Here is a 21,957-nt window from a genome sequence, read left to right as displayed (position 1 = left end):
AAATATGATATAATGAAGTGTTAGAAAAACAGGTTTCATTTGCCTGGAAAGGAAAAATTATGTCTGAAAAGAATTTTTATATTACAACACCGATTTACTATCCATCTGGTAAACTTCATATCGGTTCTGCCTACACAACTATCGCATGCGATGTCTTAGCTCGCTACAAACGCCTCATGGGCTACGATGTCTTTTATCTGACTGGTCTTGATGAGCATGGTCAAAAGATTCAACAAAAAGCAGAAGAAGCTGGTATCACACCTCAAGCCTATGTTGATGGGATGGCGATTGGTGTCAAAGAACTCTGGAAATTACTCGATATCTCATACGATAAATTTATCCGTACAACTGATGATTACCATGAAAAAGTTGTAGCTCAAGTCTTTGAACGCTTGCTTGCTCAAGATGATATCTACTTAGGTGAATACTCTGGCTGGTATTCAGTTTCAGATGAAGAATTCTTTACAGAAAGTCAGCTTGCGGAAGTTTTCCGTGATGAAGCTGGAAATGTGACGGGCGGTATCGCTCCATCAGGTCACGAAGTGGAATGGGTTTCTGAAGAATCTTACTTCCTTCGCCTCAGCAAATACCAAGACCGTTTGGTAGAATTTTTCAAATCTCACCCTGATTTCATCACTCCAGATGGTCGTCTTAATGAAATGTTACGTAACTTTATTGAGCCAGGTTTGGAAGACTTAGCGGTTTCTCGTACAACCTTTACCTGGGGTGTGCCAGTACCATCTAATCCAAAACACGTTGTCTATGTTTGGATTGATGCCCTTCTCAACTATGCGACTGCTCTTGGTTATGGTCAAGACGATCATACTAACTTTGACAAGTTCTGGAACGGAACAGTCTTCCACATGGTCGGAAAAGATATTCTCCGTTTCCACTCAATCTACTGGCCAATCTTGCTCATGATGCTCAATATCAAGTTGCCAGAACGTTTGATTGCCCACGGTTGGTTTGTCATGAAAGACGGCAAGATGTCTAAGTCTAAAGGGAATGTCGTTTACCCTGAAATGCTAGTAGAACGTTATGGACTGGATCCACTTCGTTACTACCTCATGCGTAGCCTTCCAGTTGGTTCAGACGGAACCTTCACTCCTGAAGACTATGTAGGCCGTATCAACTATGAATTGGCCAATGACCTTGGAAACCTCCTCAACCGTACGGTTTCCATGATCAACAAGTACTTTGATGGGCAAATTCCAGCCTATGTAGAAGGTGTGACTGAATTTGACAATGCTCTTGCTCAAGTAGCAGAGCAATCTATCTCTGACTACCATACACACATGGAAGCAGTTGACTACCCACGTGCACTTGAAGCAGTCTGGACTCTTATCTCTCGTACTAACAAATACATCGATGAGACAGCCCCATGGGTCTTGGCCAAGGATGAAGCCCTTCGTGACCAATTGGCAAGTGTCATGAGCCACTTGGCAGCCAGCCTTCGTGTCGTAGCTCACATGATTGAGCCATTTATGATGGAGACAAGTCAGGCAGTCTTGACTCAGCTTGGTCTCGCAGAAGTTTCTAGCCTTGAGAACTTGAGTTTGGCTGACTTCCCAGCAGATGTGACTGTAGTTGCCAAAGGAACACCAATCTTCCCACGTCTGGACATGGAAGAAGAAATTGCCTATATCAAGGAACAAATGGAAGGCAACAAACCAGCTGTCGAAAAAGAGTGGAATCCAGATGAAGTCGAACTCAAACTAAACAAGGATGAAATCAAGTTTGAAGACTTTGACAAGGTTGAAATCCGTGTCGCAGAAGTCAAAGAAGTGTCTAAAGTGGAAGGTTCTGATAAGTTGCTTCAATTCCGCTTAGATGCTGGTGATGGCGAAGACCGTCAAATCCTCTCAGGAATTGCCAAATACTATCCAAATGAGCAAGAATTGGTCGGCAAGAAAGTCCAAATCGTTGCTAACCTTAAACCACGTAAAATGATGAAAAAATATGTCAGTCAAGGTATGATTCTCTCAGCTGAACATGATGGCAAATTAACCCTTCTCACAGTTGATCCAGCTGTACCAAATGGAAGTGTGATTGGGTAAAAGCAAAAAACCAACGTTATACACGTTGGTTTTTCTTGTTATGCGCGAGATTTTCTAAGAAGTGGTCCATCTCCTTTTGATACCGGAGGACAATTACTTTCTCTGGATAGGTTTCTTGAATCTGCTGATAGCGTTCTTTAGCAGTTTTGGTCCGCCCATCCCAGAGAATCCATCTGATAAATTCCCAGTCAAAGCGTTCAGGGCAACCTGCAGCCATACTTTCTCTGACCTTGCCTCGGTATGTGAGATACCGTTTAAAGGCTCGAAAGAGACAAGTCCATGGTGAAAAATTGAGAAAGATGATTTTGTCAGCTTCCAGCATTCTTTCTTCATAGCAACACCAAGAGTAGTTGCCGTCGATGACCCAAGCTTCGTGCTTTGTGAGAAAGTTTTTCATCTCGTCCAGCATCCATTCGCGGTCACTGTCTTGCCAACCAGGTTGAAATTGGAGTGTGTCCATATGCAGTTTGGGGATGGAGTAGTAGTTTGACAACTTTTCAGCTAGAGTTGACTTGCCGGCTCCAGAATATCCTATGATTGCGATTTTCATTTTCTACCTTTTCTGATTAGAGGACAAAAAAACAGCCTCTATGGACTGTTTCTTATTTAGCAAGTTTAGCTGAAAGACGAGCTTTGTCGCGGCTTGCTTTGTTTTTATGAATCAAACCTTTAGTTTCTGCTTTGTCGATAGCTGAGCTAGCAGCACGGAAAAGTTCTTCAGAAGGGTTTGCTTCGAAAGCTTTGATAGCAGTACGCATAGCTGATTTTTGAGCTGAGTTTTTTTCGTTTTGTTTAACGTTCAATTCAGCGCGTTTGATAGCTGATTTAATGTTTGCCAATGTTCTTACCTCCATATTTACTAACTATACCATTATATATGAAAACTTAGGTTTTGACAAGGGGAAATTATTTTTTTAGGTAAATTTCATCGATTTCATGGTTTTTAGTCTTGTGGAGAATGACCTCGGCGCGATTCCTTGTTGGTTCGATATAGTTTTGTAGATTTGTGAGATTAATACTGGTCCAAACCTGATGTGCAAAGGCTTCAACTTCTCCAATTGGCATTTGCGTAAAGCGGTGGTAGTAGCTGTTGGGATCATTTTGGGCAAAGCTGAGGAGTTTTAAGAAACGATCCAGATACCAACTTTCAATGTCCTCAACTGCTGCATCCACATAGATGGAGAAATCAAAGAAATCAGTGATGTAAAGGCGCTCATTTTGAGGGTTTTGAAAGACATTGATGCCCTCGACAATGACAAAATCAGCAGCTTTGACACGTTGCTTCTCTCCAGGAACAATGTCATACACTTCATGAGAATAGACAGGAATATCGACATCTTGCCCATTCTTTAGGCGGTCAAGAAAATTCAGCAAGGTTTCCATATCATAACTTTCAGGAAAACCTTTGCGATTTAAGATATCTTGGTCTATCAAGGTTTGATTGGGATAGAGAAAACCGTCAGTTGTCACCAATTCTACAGTAGCATCTGGGAGAGTGCGTGATAGTAGAATCTGAATCAAGCGACTAGTAGTAGATTTCCCCACAGCAACGCTTCCAGAAACCCCAATGATAAAAGGCTGAGATTTACTTTCGCGTTGAAGAAAAATTCCTTTTGAAAATGCCAAATCATCCTTAGTGCGCTTGTAAATATGGATAAGATGGACAAGGGGAAGATAGACGTCTGTTACGTCCTGCAGACTAATCTGGTCATTGAAACTCTTGATGGATTCTAACTCTTCCTCTGTCAAGGGAGGGGTTGTTTTGCGATGCAATGATTGCCAAGTCTGGCGACTGATTTTTTCAAAATGTAAAAATTCGTTGGTCATTTGTTTTCCCCTAGATATTTTGTTTATCATACCATAAAAAGCTAAAAAGATAAAGCGGTTTCTTGATGGTAGTAAGTCAATATCGTATAATAGAGGTAGATGGAGGTTGAATAATTTAATGATGAGATGGGGAATGGTTTCTGAAGACTTATCAGTTATTAAAAGTGGGCTTTTTAGTTCGCAACTTATAGGAGGTATACAATGAAAATCTTGAGATGTTACATATTGGAACTCTGTTTTATTTTAAGTTTTACACTACCTTTTATAAGGGGAGCGAATGCGGATAATGGTAGACGCTTTGTAGAAACCTATTACGGTTTTACCTTCTTAATGGATCATCTCCTTGTAACAGTTATCTTTATCTGTTCACTCTTGATTGCCTGGCTAGTAAAAAAGCAGTGGACGAAATGGCTTGCTGCTGGTAGTTATCTATTTTTGATTTTGTGGATTGCTACAGAAGGATATCTATTCCGTATGTCACTAGAAGATTTGATACGACTTTGGACAAGTTTGGAAATCTTGACACAAACTTATCAGTTGGGTTTTTATCTAAACATCATATTGGGAATCCTGTTGATAATAAAGTATTTTAAGGTTAAGCAATAGTGATGAAAATGTGCTTGATTACAGGCGATCTGTTTTTTCCTGACTATGATAATTTGTAGTTCCCGATAGATTGTAATGTATTTCTAATAATTGAAAGAGATTGAAGAAAAGGTTTTTTGACTAGGATTCTTCAGTCTTTTTCATTTGATCATCACTTTGTAAACGATTTACAATTCAAGCCAAATTATGGTAAAATAGTTTTATGAGTAAAATGTATTATGCAGAAAATCCTGATGCTGCTCACGACATTCATGAGTTGAGAGTGGAATTGTTGGGAGAAAACATGACCTTTTTGACGGATGCGGGTGTTTTTAGCAAGAAAATGGTTGACTTTGGGAGTCAGCTTTTATTGAAGTGTCTAGAGGTTAACAAAGGAGAAACTGTTCTTGATGTAGGTTGTGGTTATGGGCCATTGGGTTTGTCGTTAGCCAAGGCTTATGGAGTTCAGGCAACCATGGTCGATATCAATAATCGTGCCTTGGACCTAGCGCGACAAAATGCTGAACGTAATAAAGTAGAAGTAACGATTTTCCAATCCAATATCTATGAACAAGTTGAAGGGAAGTTTGACCATGTTATTTCCAATCCGCCTATTCGAGCGGGCAAACAGGTTGTTCATGAGATTATCGAAAAGAGCAGAGATTTCTTGAAAGACAGAGGAGATTTAACCATCGTCATTCAGAAAAAACAAGGGGCTCCAAGTGCTAAAAGTAAGATGGAAGAAGTTTTTGGAAATTGTGAAATCGTAAAGAAAGATAAGGGATATTATATCCTTAGAAGTGTGAAAGAATGAGAGCAGTTGATTTAATCCAAAAGAAACGAGATGGTCAAGAACTGACTTCAAATGAAATCAAATGGTTGGTAGAAGGCTATGTGGCTGGAACTGTTCCAGACTATCAAATGTCTGCCTTTGCTATGGCAGTTTATTTCAAAGGAATGACCACACGTGAGATTTCTGACCTGACGATGAATATGGTTAAGACGGGCCAAGAGTTTGATTTGTCAGCCATAGAGGGTATCAAAGTAGATAAACACTCGACAGGTGGTGTTGGTGATAAGGTGACCTTGATTTTAGCTCCTTTGGTGGCCAGTTTTGGTGTTCCAGTAGCCAAGATGAGTGGTCGTGGACTAGGACACACTGGAGGGACCTTGGATAAGTTAGAAGCAATCAAGGGCTACCAAGTGGAACGTAGTCAAGAGGATTTCATTCGTCAGGTACAGGACATTGGTGTATCTGTCATTGGGCAGTCAGATCAGCTGGTTAAAGCAGACAAACTTCTCTATGCTCTTCGTGATGTGACAGCGACAGTCGACACGATTCCTTTGATTGCTAGTTCTGTCATGAGTAAGAAAATCGCTGCTGGGGCAGATGCCATTTTGCTAGATGTGACTGTCGGTGAGGGTGCCTTTATGAAGACTGTTGAGGAGGCACGCGAATTGGCTCAAACCATGGTTGATCTTGGAAAGGCTGTTGGAAGAAAGACTGTAGCAGTTATTACCGATATGAGTCAGCCCTTGGGTCGAGCTATTGGCAATCGTCTCGAAATTCTAGAAGCAATCGAAATTCTTCAAGGAAAAGGTCGAGAAGATATCAGTCACTTTATCTGTGAACTAGCTCAGATTATGCTTAGTTTAGCAGATGTTGAGAAGACGGTAGAAGAAGTACGTCAACACCTTGAAAATGGGCAAGCCCTTGCCAAATTTGAAGAAATGGTGGCGGCTCAAGGCGGTGATCTAGAAGATCTCTACCGACCAGTAAATGTTGCACATGTAGTGGATATCCCGGCTCAAGAGACAGGTGTCATTTCAGCCCTTCCAGCTATGGATTTTGGCCTATATGCCATGCGATTAGGAGCTGGTCGTGCAGTCAAGTCTGATGACTTGGACTATGAAACAGGGATTGTTTTTGAAAAGAAAGTTGGTGACTCAGTTCAAAAAGGAGAAATTGTTGCAAAAGTTTATACAAATGGAAAAATTTCTTCTGAACTAGTTACAGAATTTCAAAAATATGTTAAAATAAATGATGGAGTGCAAAGTTTACGAGAAATTATAGAAATTATCTCATAAAACTAGGGAGAATCCGAATATGAAATTAAATAAATACATTGATCATACGCTTTTAAAACAAGATGCAAGTCAAGAACAAATTGATCGTTTGCTATCTGAAGCGCGTGAGTATGATTTCGCCAGTGTCTGTGTTAACCCGACTTGGGTTGCTTATTCAAAGGCGGGGCTTGAAGGTTCAGATGTAAAGGTTTGTACAGTAGTTGGTTTTCCTTTGGGAGCAACAACTTCAGCTGTCAAAGCTTTTGAGACCAAGGAAGCCATCCAAAATGGAGCAGATGAGATTGATATGGTTATCAACGTCGGAGCTCTCAAATCAGGAAATCTTGATTTAGTTGAATCAGACATTCGTGCTGTTGTAGAAGCAAGTGGCGACAAGCTAGTGAAAGTTATTATTGAAGCTTGCTTATTGACTGACGAAGAAAAGGTTGTGGCCTGCCAACTCTCTCAAAAAGCGGGAGCAGACTTTGTTAAAACATCTACTGGTTTCTCAACTGGAGGAGCAACTCTGCCAGATGTCAAGTTAATGCGTCAAACAGTGGGACCTGATATGGGTGTTAAGGCTGCTGGTGGAGCGCGTTCTTACGCAGACGCTCTTGCCTTTGTGGAGGCAGGTGCTACCCGTATCGGAACATCTGCTGGTGTAGCAATCTTAAAAGGAGAATTGGCAGATGGCAACTACTGAGTTGATTGAACTAGCAATTGAAACTAGCAAGAAAGCTTATGTGCCTTATTCTCACTTTCCTATCGGAGCTGTTTTAGTTGCCAAGGATGGTAGCATTTATACGGGTGTGAACATCGAGAATGCTAGTTATCCCTTGACTAATTGTGGAGAACGTACTGCTATTTTTAAAGCAGTTTCGGAGGGGCAACGGGAGTTTTCAGAATTGATTGTCTACGGACAAACTGAAAAACCTATCTCGCCATGTGGTGCTTGCCGCCAGGTCATGGTTGAATTTTTTGAACAAGATCTAAAAGTGACTTTAGTCGCTAAAGATAAATCGACGGTCGAGATGACGGTCGGGGAGTTACTTCCATACTCATTTACAGACTTAAATTAGTCTGAGTCACTCTCTGAGTGACGCGGTCCTTGTGGCCAACCAATCCATACTTGCAACATCGTTGCACATCTTATTTAGGAGGTTCAGTAATGAACAAGAAACAATGGCTAGGCCTTGGTCTAGTTGCAGTAGCAGCAGTTGGACTTGCTGCATGTGGTAACCGCTCTTCTCGTAACGCCGCTTCATCTTCATCAGAAATGAAGACCAAAGCAGCAATCGTAACAGATACTGGTGGTGTTGATGATAAATCATTTAACCAATCAGCTTGGGAAGGTTTGCAAGACTGGGGTAAAGAACACAATCTTTCTAAAGATAAAGGTTACACTTACTTCCAATCAACAAGCGAAGCAGACTATGCTAACAACTTGCAACAAGCGGCTGGAAGTTACAACCTGATCTTCGGTGTTGGTTTTGCCCTTCACAATGCAGTTGAGGAAGCAGCAAAAGACCACTCTGACCTAAACTATGTCTTGATTGATGATGTGATTGAAGGTCAAAAGAATGTTGCGAGCGTAAGATTTGCGGATAACGAAGCAGCTTACCTTGCTGGTGTTGCAGCAGCGAAAACTACGAAAACAAAACAAGTTGGTTTTGTAGGTGGTATTGAATCTGAAGTTATTTCACGTTTTGCAGCTGGATTCAAAGCTGGTGTTGAATCAGTAGACCCATCTATCAAAGTCCAAGTTGACTATGCTGGTTCATTTGGTGATGCTGCTAAAGGTAAAACAATTGCAGCAGCTCAATATGCTGCCGGTGCAGACGTTGTCTACCAAGCAGCTGGTGGTACAGGTGCTGGTGTCTTTGCTGAAGCAAAATCATTGAACGAAAACAAAAATGAAAACGAAAAAGTTTGGGTTATCGGTGTAGACCGTGACCAAGCAGCAGAAGGTAAATACACTTCTAAAGATGGTAAAGAATCTAACTTCGTTCTTGTATCTACATTGAAACAAGTTGGTACAACTGTAAAAGATATTGCCAACAAAACAGAAAATGGTGAATTCCCTGGTGGACAAGTGATTGTTTACTCATTGAAAGATAAAGGGGTTGAGCTAGCAGTAACAAACCTTTCAGAAGAAGGTAAAAAAGCTGTTGAAGATGCAAAAGCTAAAATCCTTGACGGAAGCGTAAAAGTTCCTGAAAAATAATGGATAAAAGTCATTTCTTAGGAAGCGGCCATTGGTCGCTTCTTTAAGAATTGAGGCAATTTTTGTCTCAATAGAGCTTGTTAATGTGATTAGCAGGTTTTATTGAAATAAAATAAACCTCTGAAAGGAAGAGCATATGGCACACGAAAATGTCATTGAGATGCGGGATATTACCAAGGTGTTTGGTGAATTTGTAGCAAACGACAAAATCAACTTGCAACTGCGAAAAGGTGAAATCCATGCACTTTTAGGAGAAAATGGAGCGGGTAAATCCACTCTGATGAATATGCTGGCAGGACTTCTTGAACCAACGAGTGGTGAAATTGTGGTGAATGGTCAGGTTGTAAAACTAGACTCACCATCTAAAGCCGCTGGTCTTGGAATTGGGATGGTTCATCAACATTTTATGTTGGTTGAAGCTTTTACAGTAGCTGAGAATATCATTTTAGGGAGTGAAATCACTAAAAATGGTGTTCTAGATATAGCTGGTGCTACTAAAGAAATCAAGGCTCTTTCTGAACGTTATGGTTTGGCAGTGGATCCAGCTGCTAAGGTGGCGGATATTTCCGTTGGTGCCCAACAACGTGTAGAGATCTTGAAAACACTCTATCGTGGTGCTGATATCCTTATCTTTGACGAACCTACAGCCGTATTGACTCCTTCAGAGATTGATGAGTTGATGGCAATCATGAAAAACCTTGTCAAAGAAGGGAAGTCCATTATTTTGATTACCCATAAACTGGATGAGATTCGTGCGGTATCGAATCGAGTGACGGTTATCCGTCGTGGGAAATCAATCCAGACAGTTGAAATCGCAGGGGCAACAAATGCGGACTTGGCAGAAATGATGGTTGGACGCTCAGTCTCCTTTAAAACGGAAAAACAAGCACCACAACCCAAAGAAGTGGTCTTGTCTATCAAAGACTTGGTTGTCAATGAAAACCGCGGTGTACCAGCTGTGAAGAATCTTTCTTTGGATGTTCGTGCTGGTGAAATTGTCGGTATTGCAGGTATTGATGGCAATGGTCAGTCTGAACTCATTCAAGCCATTACTGGTCTTCGTAAGATTGAGTCAGGTAGCGTTGAATTAAAAGGCGAATCAATCGTGGGAATGCATCCTCGACAAATTACAGAACTAAGCGTGGGGCACGTTCCTGAGGATCGTCACCGGGATGGCTTGATTTTGGAGATGATGATTTCAGAAAATATTGCTCTTCAAACCTACTACAAAGAACCACTCAGCAAGAATGGTATCTTGAACTATGCCAATATCACTTCACATGCCAAGAAATTGATGGAAGAATTTGATGTTCGTGCGGCAAGTGAATTTGTTCCAGCAGCAGCTCTTTCAGGAGGAAATCAACAAAAAGCGATTATCGCTCGTGAGATTGATCGTGATCCTGATCTCCTTATCGTCAGCCAGCCAACTCGTGGTTTGGATGTCGGTGCCATTGAATATATCCACAAACGTTTGATTGAAGAACGTGATAACGGGAAGGCTGTCCTTGTTGTCAGCTTTGAATTGGATGAGATTTTAAATGTCTCAGACCGAATTGCTGTTATTCACGATGGTAAGATTCAAGGTATTGTATCGCCAGAAACGACTAACAAACAAGAACTTGGTGTCTTGATGGCAGGTGGAAACTTGGGAAAGGAGAAGAGTGATGTCTAAAAAATTACAACAAATTTCGGTTCCCTTGATTTCCGTATTTTTAGGAATCTTGCTCGGAGCCATTGTCATGTGGATCTTCGGATATGATGCTATCTGGGGTTATGAGGAGTTGTTCTATACAGCTTTTGGTAGCCTCCGTGGAATTGGAGAAATTTTCCGTGCCATGGGTCCTCTTGTCTTGATAGGTCTTGGTTTCGCAGTTGCCAGTAGAGCAGGTTTCTTTAACGTTGGACTTCCTGGTCAAGCACTTGCAGGCTGGATTCTCAGTGGTTGGTTTGCCTTGTCAAATCCAGATATGCCTCGTCTCGTTTTGATTCCATTGACAGTGATCATTGCTTTGATCGCAGGTGGAATTGTTGGAGCAATTCCAGGTATTCTCAGAGCCTATCTCGGTACGTCAGAGGTCATTGTGACCATCATGATGAACTACATTGTATTGTATGTGGGAAATGCCTTTATTCATGCCTTTCCTAAAGATATTATGCAAAGTACAGATTCAACGATTCGTGTTAGTGCCAACGCTACATACCAGACACCATGGTTATCGGAGTTGACTGGAAATTCCCGTATGAATATCGGAATCTTCTTTGCAATCATTGCTGTTGGCGTGATTTGGTTCTTGCTCAAGAAAACGACTCTCGGTTTTGAAATTCGTGCAGTTGGTCTCAATCCCCATGCTTCAGAGTACGCTGGTATTTCAGCAAAACGTACAATCATTCTATCAATGATTATCTCTGGTGCTCTGGCTGGTCTTGGTGGAGCGGTCGAAGGTCTTGGTACCTTCCAAAACGTTTACGTTCAGGGATCATCATTAGCTGTCGGATTTAACGGGATGGCAGTTAGTTTGCTTGCTGGAAATTCACCAATTGGAATTCTCTTTGCAGCCTTCTTATTTGGAGTTTTGCAAGTAGGAGCACCGGGTATGAACGCAGCGCAAGTTCCGTCTGAGCTTGTTAGCATTGTAACAGCGTCTATTATCTTCTTTGTCAGCGTTCACTACATTATCGAACGCTTTGTCAAACCTAAAAAACAAGTTAAAGGAGGTAAGTAAGGATGTCTATTACAACATTACTCACCCTCTTGGTCTCTTCTATGCTGATTTACTCAGCACCACTTATTTTTACGAGTATTGGAGGAGTCTTCTCTGAACGTGGTGGTGTCGTTAACGTCGGTCTTGAAGGAATTATGGTTATGGGAGCCTTTTCTGGGGTTGTCTTTAACCTTGAGTTTGCAGAACAACTTGGAGCAGCTACTCCTTGGATTTCCTTGTTAGTTGCTGGTATCGTGGGAGCTATTTTCTCTCTCATCCATGCAGTCGCTACAGTTCATTTCCGTGCGGACCATGTTGTCAGTGGTACAGTATTGAACTTGATGGCTCCTGCCCTAGCGGTTTTCTTGGTTAAAGTTCTTTATAACAAAGGACAAACGGATAACTTAAGCCAAACTTTTGGACGTTTTGATTTCCCAGTTTTGGCTGATATCCCAGTGATTGGAGATATCTTCTTCAAGTCAACCAGTCTACTAGGTTATATCGCGATTGCCTTCTCTTTCCTTGCTTGGTTTATCCTCTTCAAGACCCGCTTTGGTCTTCGCCTTCGCTCTGTTGGTGAACACCCTCAGGCAGCGGATACCTTGGGGATCAATGTCTACAAAATGCGATATCTTGGGGTTGTTATTTCAGGTTTCCTTGGTGGAATTGGGGGAGCGATTTATGCTCAATCAATCTCAGTTAACTTCTCAGTGACAACTATTGTCGGTCCTGGATTTATCGCCCTTGCTGCAATGATCTTTGGTAAATGGAACCCAATCGGTGCTATGCTTTCTAGTCTTTTCTTTGGACTTTCACAAAGTTTGGCTGTTATCGGTTCTCAATTGCCTTTCTTACAAGGAGTACCAGCGGTTTACCTTCAAATCGCGCCTTATGTCTTGACCATTCTTGTCTTGGCAGCCTTCTTTGGAAAAGCAGTTGCACCTAAGGCAGACGGTATCAACTACATCAAGTCAAAATAAGCATACAAAAAAACGTCAGTTTCAAACTGGCGTTTTATTTTTTTGGATTTTGATGGGTTAGGTTCAATCCCCAAGGAACGAGATTTTCAGTTTTATTTTTGATACGTGTGATATTATCTTTGTGACGAATGATAATCAAGCTAGCAAGTGCTAGGATAATCAAAATGAAGAGAGGGTCATAGTTGTTCAGGATAAATCCAAATAGTGGAAATAGGAGAACTCCAATAACGGCTGCAATAGCAGCAGTAACGCTAGACAGTGAAATCATACTACCTAGATAGAGGCTTCCAAAGAATACGATTGCTAGATAGAGACAGAAAACAGGCGCAAATCCGAAAATCACTCCAGCACTGGTTGCGACAGCCTTACCACCTTTAAATCCTGCAAAGATAGGAAAGGTATGTCCAATTACGGCCAAAAGTCCAAATACAAGAGGTGATACACCTTGAAGTTGGAAAAGGATTGGAAGGAGAGTGGCCAAGGTTCCTTTAAAGAAGTCAATCACAAAGGTTGCCATACCCGCTTTCTTACCTAAAATTCGGAAAGTATTGGTTGTTCCGGTGTTTCCAGAACCATGTTCACGCAGATTTGTTTGAAAGAAGATTTGTCCAATCCAAAGACCAGATGGAATCGAACCTAGCAGATAAGCTAAAATTAATAATACAAATGTCATCATAGACCTATTATACCATGAAATGGTATAGAAAGTCAGAGAATATCCTGTGAAATTGTGACGGCTGAAAGGGAAAAGCTTTGCAAAATCGCTAGAAAACCTGTAAAATAGAAAAGATGAACAAATAGGAGGTTCCTTGTGTCAAAAAAGGAAATCAATATTAATAACTACAATGATGACGCCATTCAGGTGCTAGAAGGGTTGGATGCGGTCCGTAAACGTCCAGGGATGTATATTGGATCGACCGACGGAGCAGGTCTCCATCACTTAGTCTGGGAAATTGTGGACAATGCAGTCGATGAAGCCTTGTCTGGATTTGGTGATCGCATTGATGTGACCATCAATAAAGACGGCAGTCTAACGGTTCAAGACCATGGTCGAGGGATGCCGACTGGGATGCATGCCATGGGAATTCCAACCGTTGAGGTTATCTTTACCATTCTCCACGCTGGAGGGAAATTCGGTCAAGGGGGTTATAAGACATCTGGTGGTCTCCACGGAGTGGGATCTTCAGTCGTTAATGCCCTATCAAGTTGGCTAGAAGTGGAAATTACCCGTGATGGAACGGTTTATAAACAACGTTTTGAAAATGGTGGAAAACCCGTTACAACCTTGAAGAAAATTGGTACAGCACCCAAGTCTAAGACAGGTACCAAAGTCACTTTCATGCCGGATGCTAGTATCTTTTCTACGACAGATTTCAAGTACAATACCATTTCAGAGCGCCTTAATGAGTCAGCCTTTCTCTTAAAAAATGTGACCTTGTCTTTGACAGATAAGCGAACAGATGAAGCAATCGAATTCCATTATGAGAACGGGGTACAAGACTTTGTTTCTTACCTCAATGAAGACAAGGAAACCTTGACGCCAGTCCTATACTTTGAAGGCGAAGACAATGGTTTTCAAGTAGAAGTAGCCCTCCAATATAATGATGGATTTTCAGATAACATCTTGTCCTTTGTTAACAACGTTCGTACCAAGGACGGTGGAACGCATGAGACAGGACTCAAGTCTGCCATTACCAAAGTAATGAACGACTATGCGCGAAAAACTGGACTTCTCAAAGAAAAAGATAAAAACCTAGAAGGTTCCGATTACCGTGAAGGGTTAGCGGCAGTTCTTTCCATCCTTGTTCCTGAAGAACACCTCCAGTTTGAAGGTCAGACCAAGGATAAACTAGGGAGTCCTCTGGCTCGTCCAGTTGTAGATGGGATTGTGGCTGATAAGTTAACCTTCTTCCTCATGGAAAATGGGGAACTGGCTTCCAATCTGATTCGTAAAGCTATCAAGGCGCGTGATGCTCGTGAGGCGGCTCGCAAAGCGCGTGATGAGAGCCGAAATGGTAAGAAAAACAAGAAAGACAAGGGCTTGTTGTCTGGAAAATTGACCCCAGCCCAGTCTAAGAATCCTGCAAAAAATGAACTCTACCTGGTTGAGGGGGACTCTGCCGGTGGTTCTGCCAAGCAAGGCCGTGACCGTAAATTCCAAGCTATCCTACCTCTTCGTGGTAAGGTGATTAATACAGCCAAGGCCAAGATGGCAGATATTCTCAAAAATGAAGAAATCAACACTATGATTTATACCATTGGTGCGGGTGTCGGAGCAGACTTCTCCCTTAAAGATGCCAATTATGACAAGATCATTATCATGACCGATGCCGACACCGACGGTGCCCATATCCAAACTCTTCTTTTAACATTCTTCTACCGTTATATGCGTCCGCTAGTTGAGGCAGGACATGTCTATATCGCCCTTCCGCCTCTTTACAAGATGTCCAAAGGAAAAGGCAAGAAAGAAGAAGTGGCTTACGCATGGACGGACGGGGAGCTAGAAGAACTCCGCAAGCAGTTTGGTAAAGGTGCAACCCTCCAACGCTACAAGGGACTTGGTGAGATGAATGCGGACCAGCTCTGGGAAACAACCATGAACCCAGAAACGCGTACCCTCATCCGTGTCACCATCGAAGACCTAGCACGCGCCGAACGCCGCGTCAATGTCCTTATGGGAGACAAGGTCGAACCACGCCGTAAGTGGATTGAGGATAATGTCAAGTTTACGCTGGAAGAAGCGACTGTGTTTTAAAAACTATAAAGAAATACAAATGGAGGACAAAATATGTCTGAAAATCTTAGTGAAGAGCAAGTAAAGGAAGCTCTCGAAAGTGGCTATGCCCAGTCTGAGGCATTATTAAATGATAAGGACGAATTAGATAATTTTTTGTATCATTTAGAGCAAAAAATTAAGGAAATACCAAATGTTGGTGAACAATTATCGATGGTTCCAGTTATGATTTCCTTAGTGAAGAATTATGTTCAAGGTAAATATACGACTGTTCCTTATGGAACTATTTTGGCTATTTTAAGTGCATTAATTTATCTTTTATCTCAGATAGATTTGATTCCAGATTTCTTACCAGGTATAGGCTACTTGGATGATATCGCAGTAGTTGGATTTTGTATAACAATGGTTAAAGCGGATATCGATTCTTATGATGTATGGCGTCAAGCTCAAGGGTTAATTTAAGACAATAAATTAGATTATTAACAGTCAATTCCGTATAAACAGGAATTATCAAATCATTTTAAATCATCACTTATAGACAATACTTAATTTTATTATCTGATACCTTATTTCATTTTTATAATAAACAAAGAAGTGATAAACATGAGAACTGAAACCGAAATGCTTGATTTAATATTACAAATCGCAAAAAGTCTAAAAGTCGAGGCTGTCGCTATGTCCGGTTCACGAACTGATACAAAAGCACCAAAAGACGAGTTTCAAGATTATGATGTAGTCTATGTCGTGGACGATTTAGATAATCTGACGGATGACCTTACTCAGACCCGTTTCTTTAAGGGTATAACCTATACCAGACAGGGGAGTTGTAAAGTTCAAGTAAAGGTGATGATTATCTTTTTTAGGTAAACAATCGCTAAAACTATTGGAGGTGCTGGATTGATTACGTTATTAATGATGCCTTTTTTCCTTGTTCTCTTGGCCATTTTTGGAATTATATATGATTTAATGACCAATAAAGGTAGAAAAGAGTGTGCTCGCACAGTATCTTTGTTTATAATGAACATCCTCACTGTTGGTATCTGTCTATTAGATCTACCAATTGAAAGTAAACCATACTCAGGAATAGGGTTTATCTTATTTTATGCACTTGCCTTCACACCTTTGATGATTGTTTTCTCACTATATACCCTCTATCGGATTGGAAAACATTATAGGTATTTTAAGAGTAAGTTTGCTATAACACTCCTATTCAATGCTATTTTACTTTTCCTTCTTTCATTAGTAAATACTTTTGTATTATGGAGAAGCTTTCAAATATATCATAGAAACGATATGAATTTGTTTTATTTTATTTTAATCGTTTCGGGGATTTGTTCAACTATCCAATTAATCGTAGGCGAACTTGAGATGAAAAGAATACGAGGCATCCAAAAACAAGAGGAGCAAGACGGCAATGAAAAATAATTCTATAAAAGATATGTGCAGACAACATAGAAGTGAAGCGCAAATGCTGAGATTGATTTTACAAACAGCTAAAACTTTACAAGTTGAAGCTGTCGCCATGTCTGGTTCACGGACAAATCCAAAAGCTCCAAAAGATGAGTTTCAAGATTACGACGTGGTCTATGTTGTGGAGGATTTAGATAATCTGACGAGTGACCTTTCTTGGTTGGATCGGTTTGGCAAACGCTTGATTGAACAGTATAATGTACTGGGACACCGTCGCCTTTATCTCATGCTCTTTGAAGATGGCAATCGGATTGATTTGACCCTCTGCCCCAAAGAGCACATGCAAGAGTGGGTGGATAGTGAGGCAGGATTCACCATTTTAGAAGATCCTAATGGTTTGTTTGAACCTTATTCACCGAGTCCTCAACGTTACTGGACGAGCCCAGCTAGCCCGATTGATTTTGAAAAAGCCTGCAATGAATTTTGGTGGGTGTCAGCCTACGTAGTCAAAGGAATCTGTCGTAAACAACTACTCTATGCCATTGATCATCTTTATGGTATTTGTCAACAAGAACTCTTGAAGGTCTTAGCTTGGCAGGTAGCCAGTGATAGGGGAAGAGTCGATATCGGCAAGAACTATAAGTATCTCTTTAACTATTTACCTGCTGAGAAAGAGAAGCAATTCTCAAATCTGCTTGATTTATCCAGTTTAGAAAAAATCACTCAGTCTTTATTTGCAACAATGAAACTTTTCCACCAAGAGGCTCAATCTTTTGCTAACAAGATAGGCCTTGACTATGATAAGGCAGTGGCGGAGAGGATGATTGAGTATGCTGAGGAGAGACTTTCGAATCACTAACTAAATAAAGTATATAATTTAAAAGATTAAACTACAGAAAAGATAGTTTTGTTATATATAGTAACTGAACACGGGACTAATTTCTGTAAATTATCCCTTATTCTATAAAACCCCACTCTACATTCTTTGAAAGGAGTTGAACACGCCCTAAATACTGTGTGAAAAAGATAAATTTCCTTTGCATTTTACGGGCTTTGTATCCTATATGAGTAACATTCAAAACATGTCCCTTGAGGACATCATGGGAGAGCGCTTTGGTCGCTACTCCAAGTACATCATTCAAGACCGGGCTTTGCCAGATATTCGTGATGGATTGAAGCCTGTGCAACGTCGTATTCTTTATTCGATGAATAAGGATGGCAATACCTTTGACAAGAGCTACCGTAAGTCGGCCAAGTCTGTCGGTAACATCATGGGGAATTTTCACCCACACGGGGATTCTTCTATCTATGATGCTATGGTTCGTATGTCTCAGGACTGGAAAAACCGTGAGATTCTGGTTGAAATGCACGGTAATAACGGTTCCATGGACGGGGATCCACCTGCTGCTATGCGTTATACAGAGGCTCGTTTGTCTGAGATTGCAGGCTACCTTCTTCAAGATATCGAGAAAAAGACCGTTCCTTTTGCATGGAACTTTGACGATACCGAGAAAGAGCCGACAGTCCTGCCAGCAGCATTTCCAAACCTCTTGGTCAATGGTTCGACTGGGATTTCGGCTGGTTATGCCACAGACATTCCTCCCCATAATTTAGCTGATGTTATTGATGCCACGGTTTACATGATTGATCACCCAACGGCCAAAGTTGAAAAACTCATGGAATTCTTGCCTGGACCAGACTTCCCTACAGGGGCTATCATTCAAGGGAGTGATGAAATCAAGAAAGCCTATGAAACTGGGAAGGGGCGCGTGGTTGTTCGTTCTAAGACGGAGATTGAAAAGTTAAAAGGTGGTAAGGAACAAATCGTTATCACTGAGATTCCTTATGAAATCAATAAGGCTAATCTCGTCAAGAAAATCGATGATGTTCGTGTCAATAACAAGGTGGCTGGTATTGCTGAGGTTCGTGATGAGTCTGACCGTGACGGTCTTCGTATCGCTATTGAACTTAAGAAAGATGCGAATACCGAGCTGGTTCTTAACTATCTCTTCAAATACACTGACTTGCAAATCAACTACAACTTCAACATGGTTGCGATTGACAATTTCACCCCTCGTCAGGTTGGCATTGTGCCTATATTGTCTAGCTATATTGCCCACCGTCGTGAAGTGATCTTGGCGCGTTCTCGCTTTGACAAGGAAAAGGCCGAAAAACGTCTCCATATCGTGGAAGGTTTGATTCGCGTTATCTCGATTTTGGATGAAGTCATTGCCCTTATCCGTGCTTCTGAGAATAAGGCTGACGCCAAGGAAAACCTCAAGGTCAGCTATGAGTTTACTGAGGAGCAGGCTGAGGCCATCGTTACCTTGCAACTTTACCGTTTGACCAATACAGACGTGGTTGTCTTGCAGGAAGAAGAAGCAGAATTGCGTGAAAAGATTGCCATGCTTGCGGCTATCATTGGTGATGAACGGACTATGTACAATCTCATGAAGAAAGAACTTCGTGAGGTTAAAAAGAAATTTGCGACACCACGTTTGAGTACTTTGGAAGATACTGCGAAAGCAATCGAGATTGATACAGCTAGTTTGATTGCCGAGGAAGATACTTATGTCAGCGTGACTAAGGCAGGCTATATCAAGCGTACTAGCCCACGTTCCTTTGCAGCTTCTACGCTGGAAGAAATTGGCAAACGTGATGATGATCGTTTGATCTTTGTGCAAACTGCCAAGACAACCCAGCACCTCTTGATGTTCACTACTCTTGGAAATGTCATTTATCGACCAATCCATGAATTGGCAGATATTCGCTGGAAGGATATCGGAGAGCATCTGAGCCAGACCATTACAAACTTTGAAACGAACGAAGAAATACTCTATGCAGAAGTAGTAGATCAGTTTGATGATGCGACAACTTATTTTGCAGCAACTCGCCTCGGCCAAATCAAGCGTGTAGAACGCAAAGAGTTCTCTCCATGGCGGACCTACAAGTCTAAATCTGTCAAGTACGCTAAACTTAAAGACGAGACAGACCAAATTGTAGCAGTGGCTTCAATTAAACTAGATGATGTTCTTTTGATTAGTCAAAACGGTTATGCCCTTCGTTTCAATATCGAAGAGGTTCCGGTTGTTGGTGCCAAGGCTGCAGGTGTCAAGGCTATGAACCTGAAAGAAGATGATGTCCTCCAGGCAGCCTTCATCTGTAACACCTCATCCTTCTACCTCTTGACCCAACGTGGAAGCTTGAAACGTGTTTCCATTGAGGAAATTCCAGCGACCAGCCGTGCTAAACGAGGTCTACAAGTCTTGCGTGAGTTGAAAAACAAACCGCACCGAGTCTTCTTGGCTGGAGCAGTTGCAGAGCAAGGTTTCGTTGGTGATCTCTTTAGTACAGAAGTTGAAGAAAACGACCAAACGCTGCTTGTCCAATCTAACAAGGGAACAATCTATGAAAGCCGATTGCAAGACCTCAACTTGTCAGAACGTACTAGCAATGGAAGCTTTATTTCAGACACGATTTCAGATGAGGAAGTTTTCGATGCTTACCTCAAAGAAGTCTTTAAAGAAGATAAAGCAAATTCTTAAAAAGAATCAGTCCAGAGGGCTGATTTCTTTATGTTGAAAAAATTTTCAGAAAATTACAAATAATACTTGAAATTTCACTAGAAAAGTGTAGAATAGAACACATAGTTTGATTAGTATAAAGGAGAAACACATGACAGTTGCAATTGATTGGGAAAACCTTGGATTTGCTTATATGAAATTACCTTACCGTTATATCGCTCACTACAAAAATGGTCAATGGGATCAAGGAGAATTGACAGAGGATGCAACCTTGCATATTTCAGAGTCTTCTCCAAGTCTCCACTATGGACAGCAAGCATTTGAGGGATTGAAAGCCTATCGTACCAAGGACGGCAGTGTTCAATTGTTCCGTCCTGACGAAAATGCTAAGCGTTTGCAACGTACTTGTGACCGTCTTTTGATGCCACAAGTTCCAACAGAAATGTTTGTAGAAGCTTGTAAAGCAGTTGTGCGTGCAAATGAAGAATACGTCCCACCATATGGAACAGGTGGAACCCTTTATCTTCGTCCACTTTTGATTGGTGTTGGGGATATTATTGGGGTTAAACCAGCAGAAGAATATATTTTCACCATCTTTGCTATGCCAGTAGGTAACTATTTTAAAGGTGGTTTAGTCCCAACTAACTTCTTGATTCAGGATGAATACGACCGTGCAGCTCCAAATGGTACGGGTGCGGCTAAGGTTGGAGGTAACTATGCTGCTAGTCTCCTCCCAGGTAAAATGGCCAAGTCACGCCAATTTTCAGATGTTATCTACCTAGATCCATCTACACATACAAAGATTGAAGAAGTCGGATCAGCTAACTTCTTTGGAATTACAGCTGACAATGAATTTGTAACACCATTGAGTCCATCCATCTTGCCATCCATTACCAAGTACTCTTTGCTTTACTTGGCAGAACACCGCTTGGGATTGACTCCGATTGAAGGCGATGTTCCAATCGATAATTTGGAGCGTTTTGTAGAGGCAGGTGCTTGTGGAACAGCAGCGGTCATTTCTCCAATTGGGGGAATCCAACATGGCGATGATTTCCATGTTTTCTATAGTGAAACAGAAGTAGGTCCTGTTACACGTAAACTCTATGACGAATTGACCGGTATCCAATTTGGTGATGTAGAAGCGCCTGAAGGATGGATTGTCAAAGTGGACTAAAAGACATGAAGTAAAGAAGAACTCCGTAGCAGTTGTAATGGCTGAAATGGAGTTTTTTCTTGCTAGTTTGAACATTTTCTTGTACAATAGAAAAAGTGAAAAGAGGTACAGTATGAGTAAAAAAGATAAGAAAATTGAAATCCAATTAACGGATGCAAAAGTGACTGTTGGAAAAGACAGCTATGAAGGATACGTTTTGACGATCGGGAAAAAGGTTATTGGGGAAATTGCCGAATTAGATAGCCAATTTGCCATCATAAAGAATGGAAATGTCGATAGTTTTTATAAAAAACTTGAAAAAGCTGTGGAAATTTTGATTGAAAACTATAATTTGACAAAATAATACTTGTTTTATTGAAAATTTCATGATATAATAGTTCTCGTTAAACATTGGAGAGATAGCGAAGAGGCTAAACGCGGCGGACTGTAAATCCGCTCCTTCGGGTTCGGGGGTTCGAATCCCTCTCTCTCCATTCATCAATGGGGTATAGCCAAGCGGTAAGGCAAGGGACTTTGACTCCCTCATGCGTTGGTTCGAATCCAGCTACCCCAGTTCTTAGGTAATAAATTCAAGATAAAAAGAAAAATATCTTAGGGTATTTTATTTTTATAATTGAAAGACGTGAACGATATGAACATGTCTTTGCGGGTGCTTAGGAAAAAAATTATAAGT

At 41.2% G+C, this 21,957-nt stretch carries 21 protein-coding genes, 2 tRNA genes and 1 pseudogene; 20 read left to right on the top strand and 4 right to left on the bottom strand.

Annotation, left to right across the window (positions count from 1 at the left end):
- Positions 1-59 precede the first annotated feature (59 nt).
- On the top strand, positions 60-2,057 hold the full coding sequence (metG, locus tag BWR56_RS05560) for a methionine--tRNA ligase (protein WP_076984606.1): 1,998 nt from the start codon (positions 60-62) through the stop codon (positions 2,055-2,057).
- Between the two features lie 16 nt (positions 2,058-2,073).
- On the opposite strand, the gene BWR56_RS05555 is transcribed toward metG, so the two are convergent.
- From BWR56_RS05555 to coaA, 3 genes are all read right to left on the bottom strand, one after another.
- Entirely contained in the window at positions 2,074-2,607 is a 534-nt protein-coding gene (locus tag BWR56_RS05555; protein ID WP_076984605.1) for a DNA topology modulation protein, read from the bottom strand.
- 52 nt (positions 2,608-2,659) lie between these two features.
- Complete coding sequence (gene rpsT / locus BWR56_RS05550; RefSeq protein ID WP_001274000.1) at positions 2,660-2,896, bottom strand: 30S ribosomal protein S20; 237 nt, start codon at positions 2,894-2,896, stop codon at positions 2,660-2,662.
- Between the two features lie 67 nt (positions 2,897-2,963).
- On the bottom strand, positions 2,964-3,884 hold the full coding sequence (gene coaA, locus BWR56_RS05545; protein WP_000180519.1) for a type I pantothenate kinase: 921 nt from the start codon (positions 3,882-3,884) through the stop codon (positions 2,964-2,966).
- 201 nt (positions 3,885-4,085) lie between these two features.
- Between coaA and BWR56_RS05540 the strand changes: the two genes are divergently transcribed.
- From BWR56_RS05540 to BWR56_RS05500, 9 genes are all read left to right on the top strand, one after another.
- Positions 4,086-4,490, top strand: coding sequence for a hypothetical protein (locus BWR56_RS05540; protein ID WP_049504491.1), 405 nt, complete (start codon positions 4,086-4,088; stop codon positions 4,488-4,490).
- Positions 4,491-4,692: 202 nt separating this feature from the next.
- Positions 4,693-5,283 (top strand): class I SAM-dependent methyltransferase, encoded by a 591-nt coding sequence (locus tag BWR56_RS05535; RefSeq protein ID WP_076984604.1) that lies wholly within the window; start codon positions 4,693-4,695, stop codon positions 5,281-5,283.
- Positions 5,280-6,557 carry a pyrimidine-nucleoside phosphorylase gene (locus tag BWR56_RS05530; protein WP_076984603.1) on the top strand — a complete coding sequence of 426 codons (1,278 nt, stop codon included), beginning with the start codon at positions 5,280-5,282 and terminating at the stop codon, positions 6,555-6,557. The genes BWR56_RS05535 and BWR56_RS05530 overlap by 4 nt, the downstream gene beginning before the upstream one ends.
- Positions 6,558-6,576: 19 nt before the next feature.
- Positions 6,577-7,239: a deoxyribose-phosphate aldolase gene (gene deoC, locus BWR56_RS05525; protein ID WP_076984602.1), complete on the top strand. Its 663-nt coding sequence runs from the start codon at positions 6,577-6,579 to the stop codon at positions 7,237-7,239.
- Positions 7,226-7,615 (top strand): cytidine deaminase, encoded by a 390-nt coding sequence (locus tag BWR56_RS05520; RefSeq protein WP_000246096.1) that lies wholly within the window; start codon positions 7,226-7,228, stop codon positions 7,613-7,615. Before deoC ends, BWR56_RS05520 begins: the two co-directional genes overlap by 14 nt.
- An 89-nt stretch (positions 7,616-7,704) precedes the next feature.
- Positions 7,705-8,760, top strand: a complete 1,056-nt coding sequence (locus tag BWR56_RS05515; protein WP_049504505.1) for a BMP family lipoprotein — start codon at positions 7,705-7,707, stop codon at positions 8,758-8,760.
- Between the two features lie 136 nt (positions 8,761-8,896).
- Positions 8,897-10,432, top strand: coding sequence for an ABC transporter ATP-binding protein (locus BWR56_RS05510; RefSeq protein WP_049504506.1), 1,536 nt, complete (start codon positions 8,897-8,899; stop codon positions 10,430-10,432).
- Positions 10,425-11,483, top strand: coding sequence for an ABC transporter permease (locus tag BWR56_RS05505; RefSeq protein ID WP_042902164.1), 1,059 nt, complete (start codon positions 10,425-10,427; stop codon positions 11,481-11,483). The genes BWR56_RS05510 and BWR56_RS05505 overlap by 8 nt, the downstream gene beginning before the upstream one ends.
- Before the next feature lie 2 nt (positions 11,484-11,485).
- Positions 11,486-12,442: an ABC transporter permease gene (locus BWR56_RS05500; protein ID WP_000029132.1), complete on the top strand. Its 957-nt coding sequence runs from the start codon at positions 11,486-11,488 to the stop codon at positions 12,440-12,442.
- A 34-nt stretch (positions 12,443-12,476) separates the two neighbouring features.
- Here the strand turns inward: BWR56_RS05500 and plsY are convergent, their stop codons facing one another.
- Positions 12,477-13,118 (bottom strand): glycerol-3-phosphate 1-O-acyltransferase PlsY, encoded by a 642-nt coding sequence (gene plsY / locus BWR56_RS05495; protein ID WP_049504512.1) that lies wholly within the window; start codon positions 13,116-13,118, stop codon positions 12,477-12,479.
- A gap of 135 nt (positions 13,119-13,253) precedes the next feature.
- Here plsY and parE point away from each other — a divergent pair, with 135 nt between their 5' ends.
- From parE to BWR56_RS05440, 10 genes and pseudogenes are all read left to right on the top strand, one after another.
- Positions 13,254-15,197 (top strand): DNA topoisomerase IV subunit B, encoded by a 1,944-nt coding sequence (gene parE / locus BWR56_RS05490; RefSeq protein ID WP_049504514.1) that lies wholly within the window; start codon positions 13,254-13,256, stop codon positions 15,195-15,197.
- A gap of 33 nt (positions 15,198-15,230) precedes the next feature.
- Positions 15,231-15,638, top strand: coding sequence for a YkvA family protein (locus BWR56_RS10100; RefSeq protein WP_049504516.1), 408 nt, complete (start codon positions 15,231-15,233; stop codon positions 15,636-15,638).
- Between the two features lie 141 nt (positions 15,639-15,779).
- A pseudogene (locus tag BWR56_RS05480) lies at positions 15,780-15,956 on the top strand (aminoglycoside 6-adenylyltransferase); the annotation flags it as partial.
- Positions 15,957-16,088: 132 nt separating this feature from the next.
- Positions 16,089-16,601, top strand: a complete 513-nt coding sequence (locus BWR56_RS05470; protein ID WP_049504519.1) for a hypothetical protein — start codon at positions 16,089-16,091, stop codon at positions 16,599-16,601.
- Positions 16,591-17,445 carry an aminoglycoside 6-adenylyltransferase gene (locus BWR56_RS05465; protein WP_049504522.1) on the top strand — a complete coding sequence of 285 codons (855 nt, stop codon included), beginning with the start codon at positions 16,591-16,593 and terminating at the stop codon, positions 17,443-17,445. Before BWR56_RS05470 ends, BWR56_RS05465 begins: the two co-directional genes overlap by 11 nt.
- 205 nt (positions 17,446-17,650) lie before the next feature.
- On the top strand, positions 17,651-20,131 hold the full coding sequence (parC, locus tag BWR56_RS05460) for a DNA topoisomerase IV subunit A (RefSeq protein ID WP_076984601.1): 2,481 nt from the start codon (positions 17,651-17,653) through the stop codon (positions 20,129-20,131).
- A gap of 130 nt (positions 20,132-20,261) precedes the next feature.
- Positions 20,262-21,284 (top strand): branched-chain amino acid aminotransferase, encoded by a 1,023-nt coding sequence (locus tag BWR56_RS05455; protein WP_049490137.1) that lies wholly within the window; start codon positions 20,262-20,264, stop codon positions 21,282-21,284.
- A gap of 112 nt (positions 21,285-21,396) precedes the next feature.
- Positions 21,397-21,627, top strand: coding sequence for a DUF2969 domain-containing protein (locus tag BWR56_RS05450; protein WP_000037107.1), 231 nt, complete (start codon positions 21,397-21,399; stop codon positions 21,625-21,627).
- A 49-nt stretch (positions 21,628-21,676) separates the two neighbouring features.
- Positions 21,677-21,757 (top strand) — tRNA-Tyr (locus tag BWR56_RS05445).
- Positions 21,758-21,765: 8 nt separating this feature from the next.
- Positions 21,766-21,837, top strand: a tRNA-Gln gene (locus BWR56_RS05440).
- Positions 21,838-21,957: the final 120 nt, after the last annotated feature.

The organism is Streptococcus oralis (assembly GCF_001983955.1).
Lineage (GTDB): Bacteria > Bacillota > Bacilli > Lactobacillales > Streptococcaceae > Streptococcus > Streptococcus jiangnanensis.
Note: the sequence above shows the minus strand (reverse complement) of the source record. Positions and strands in the feature narration are given on the sequence as shown.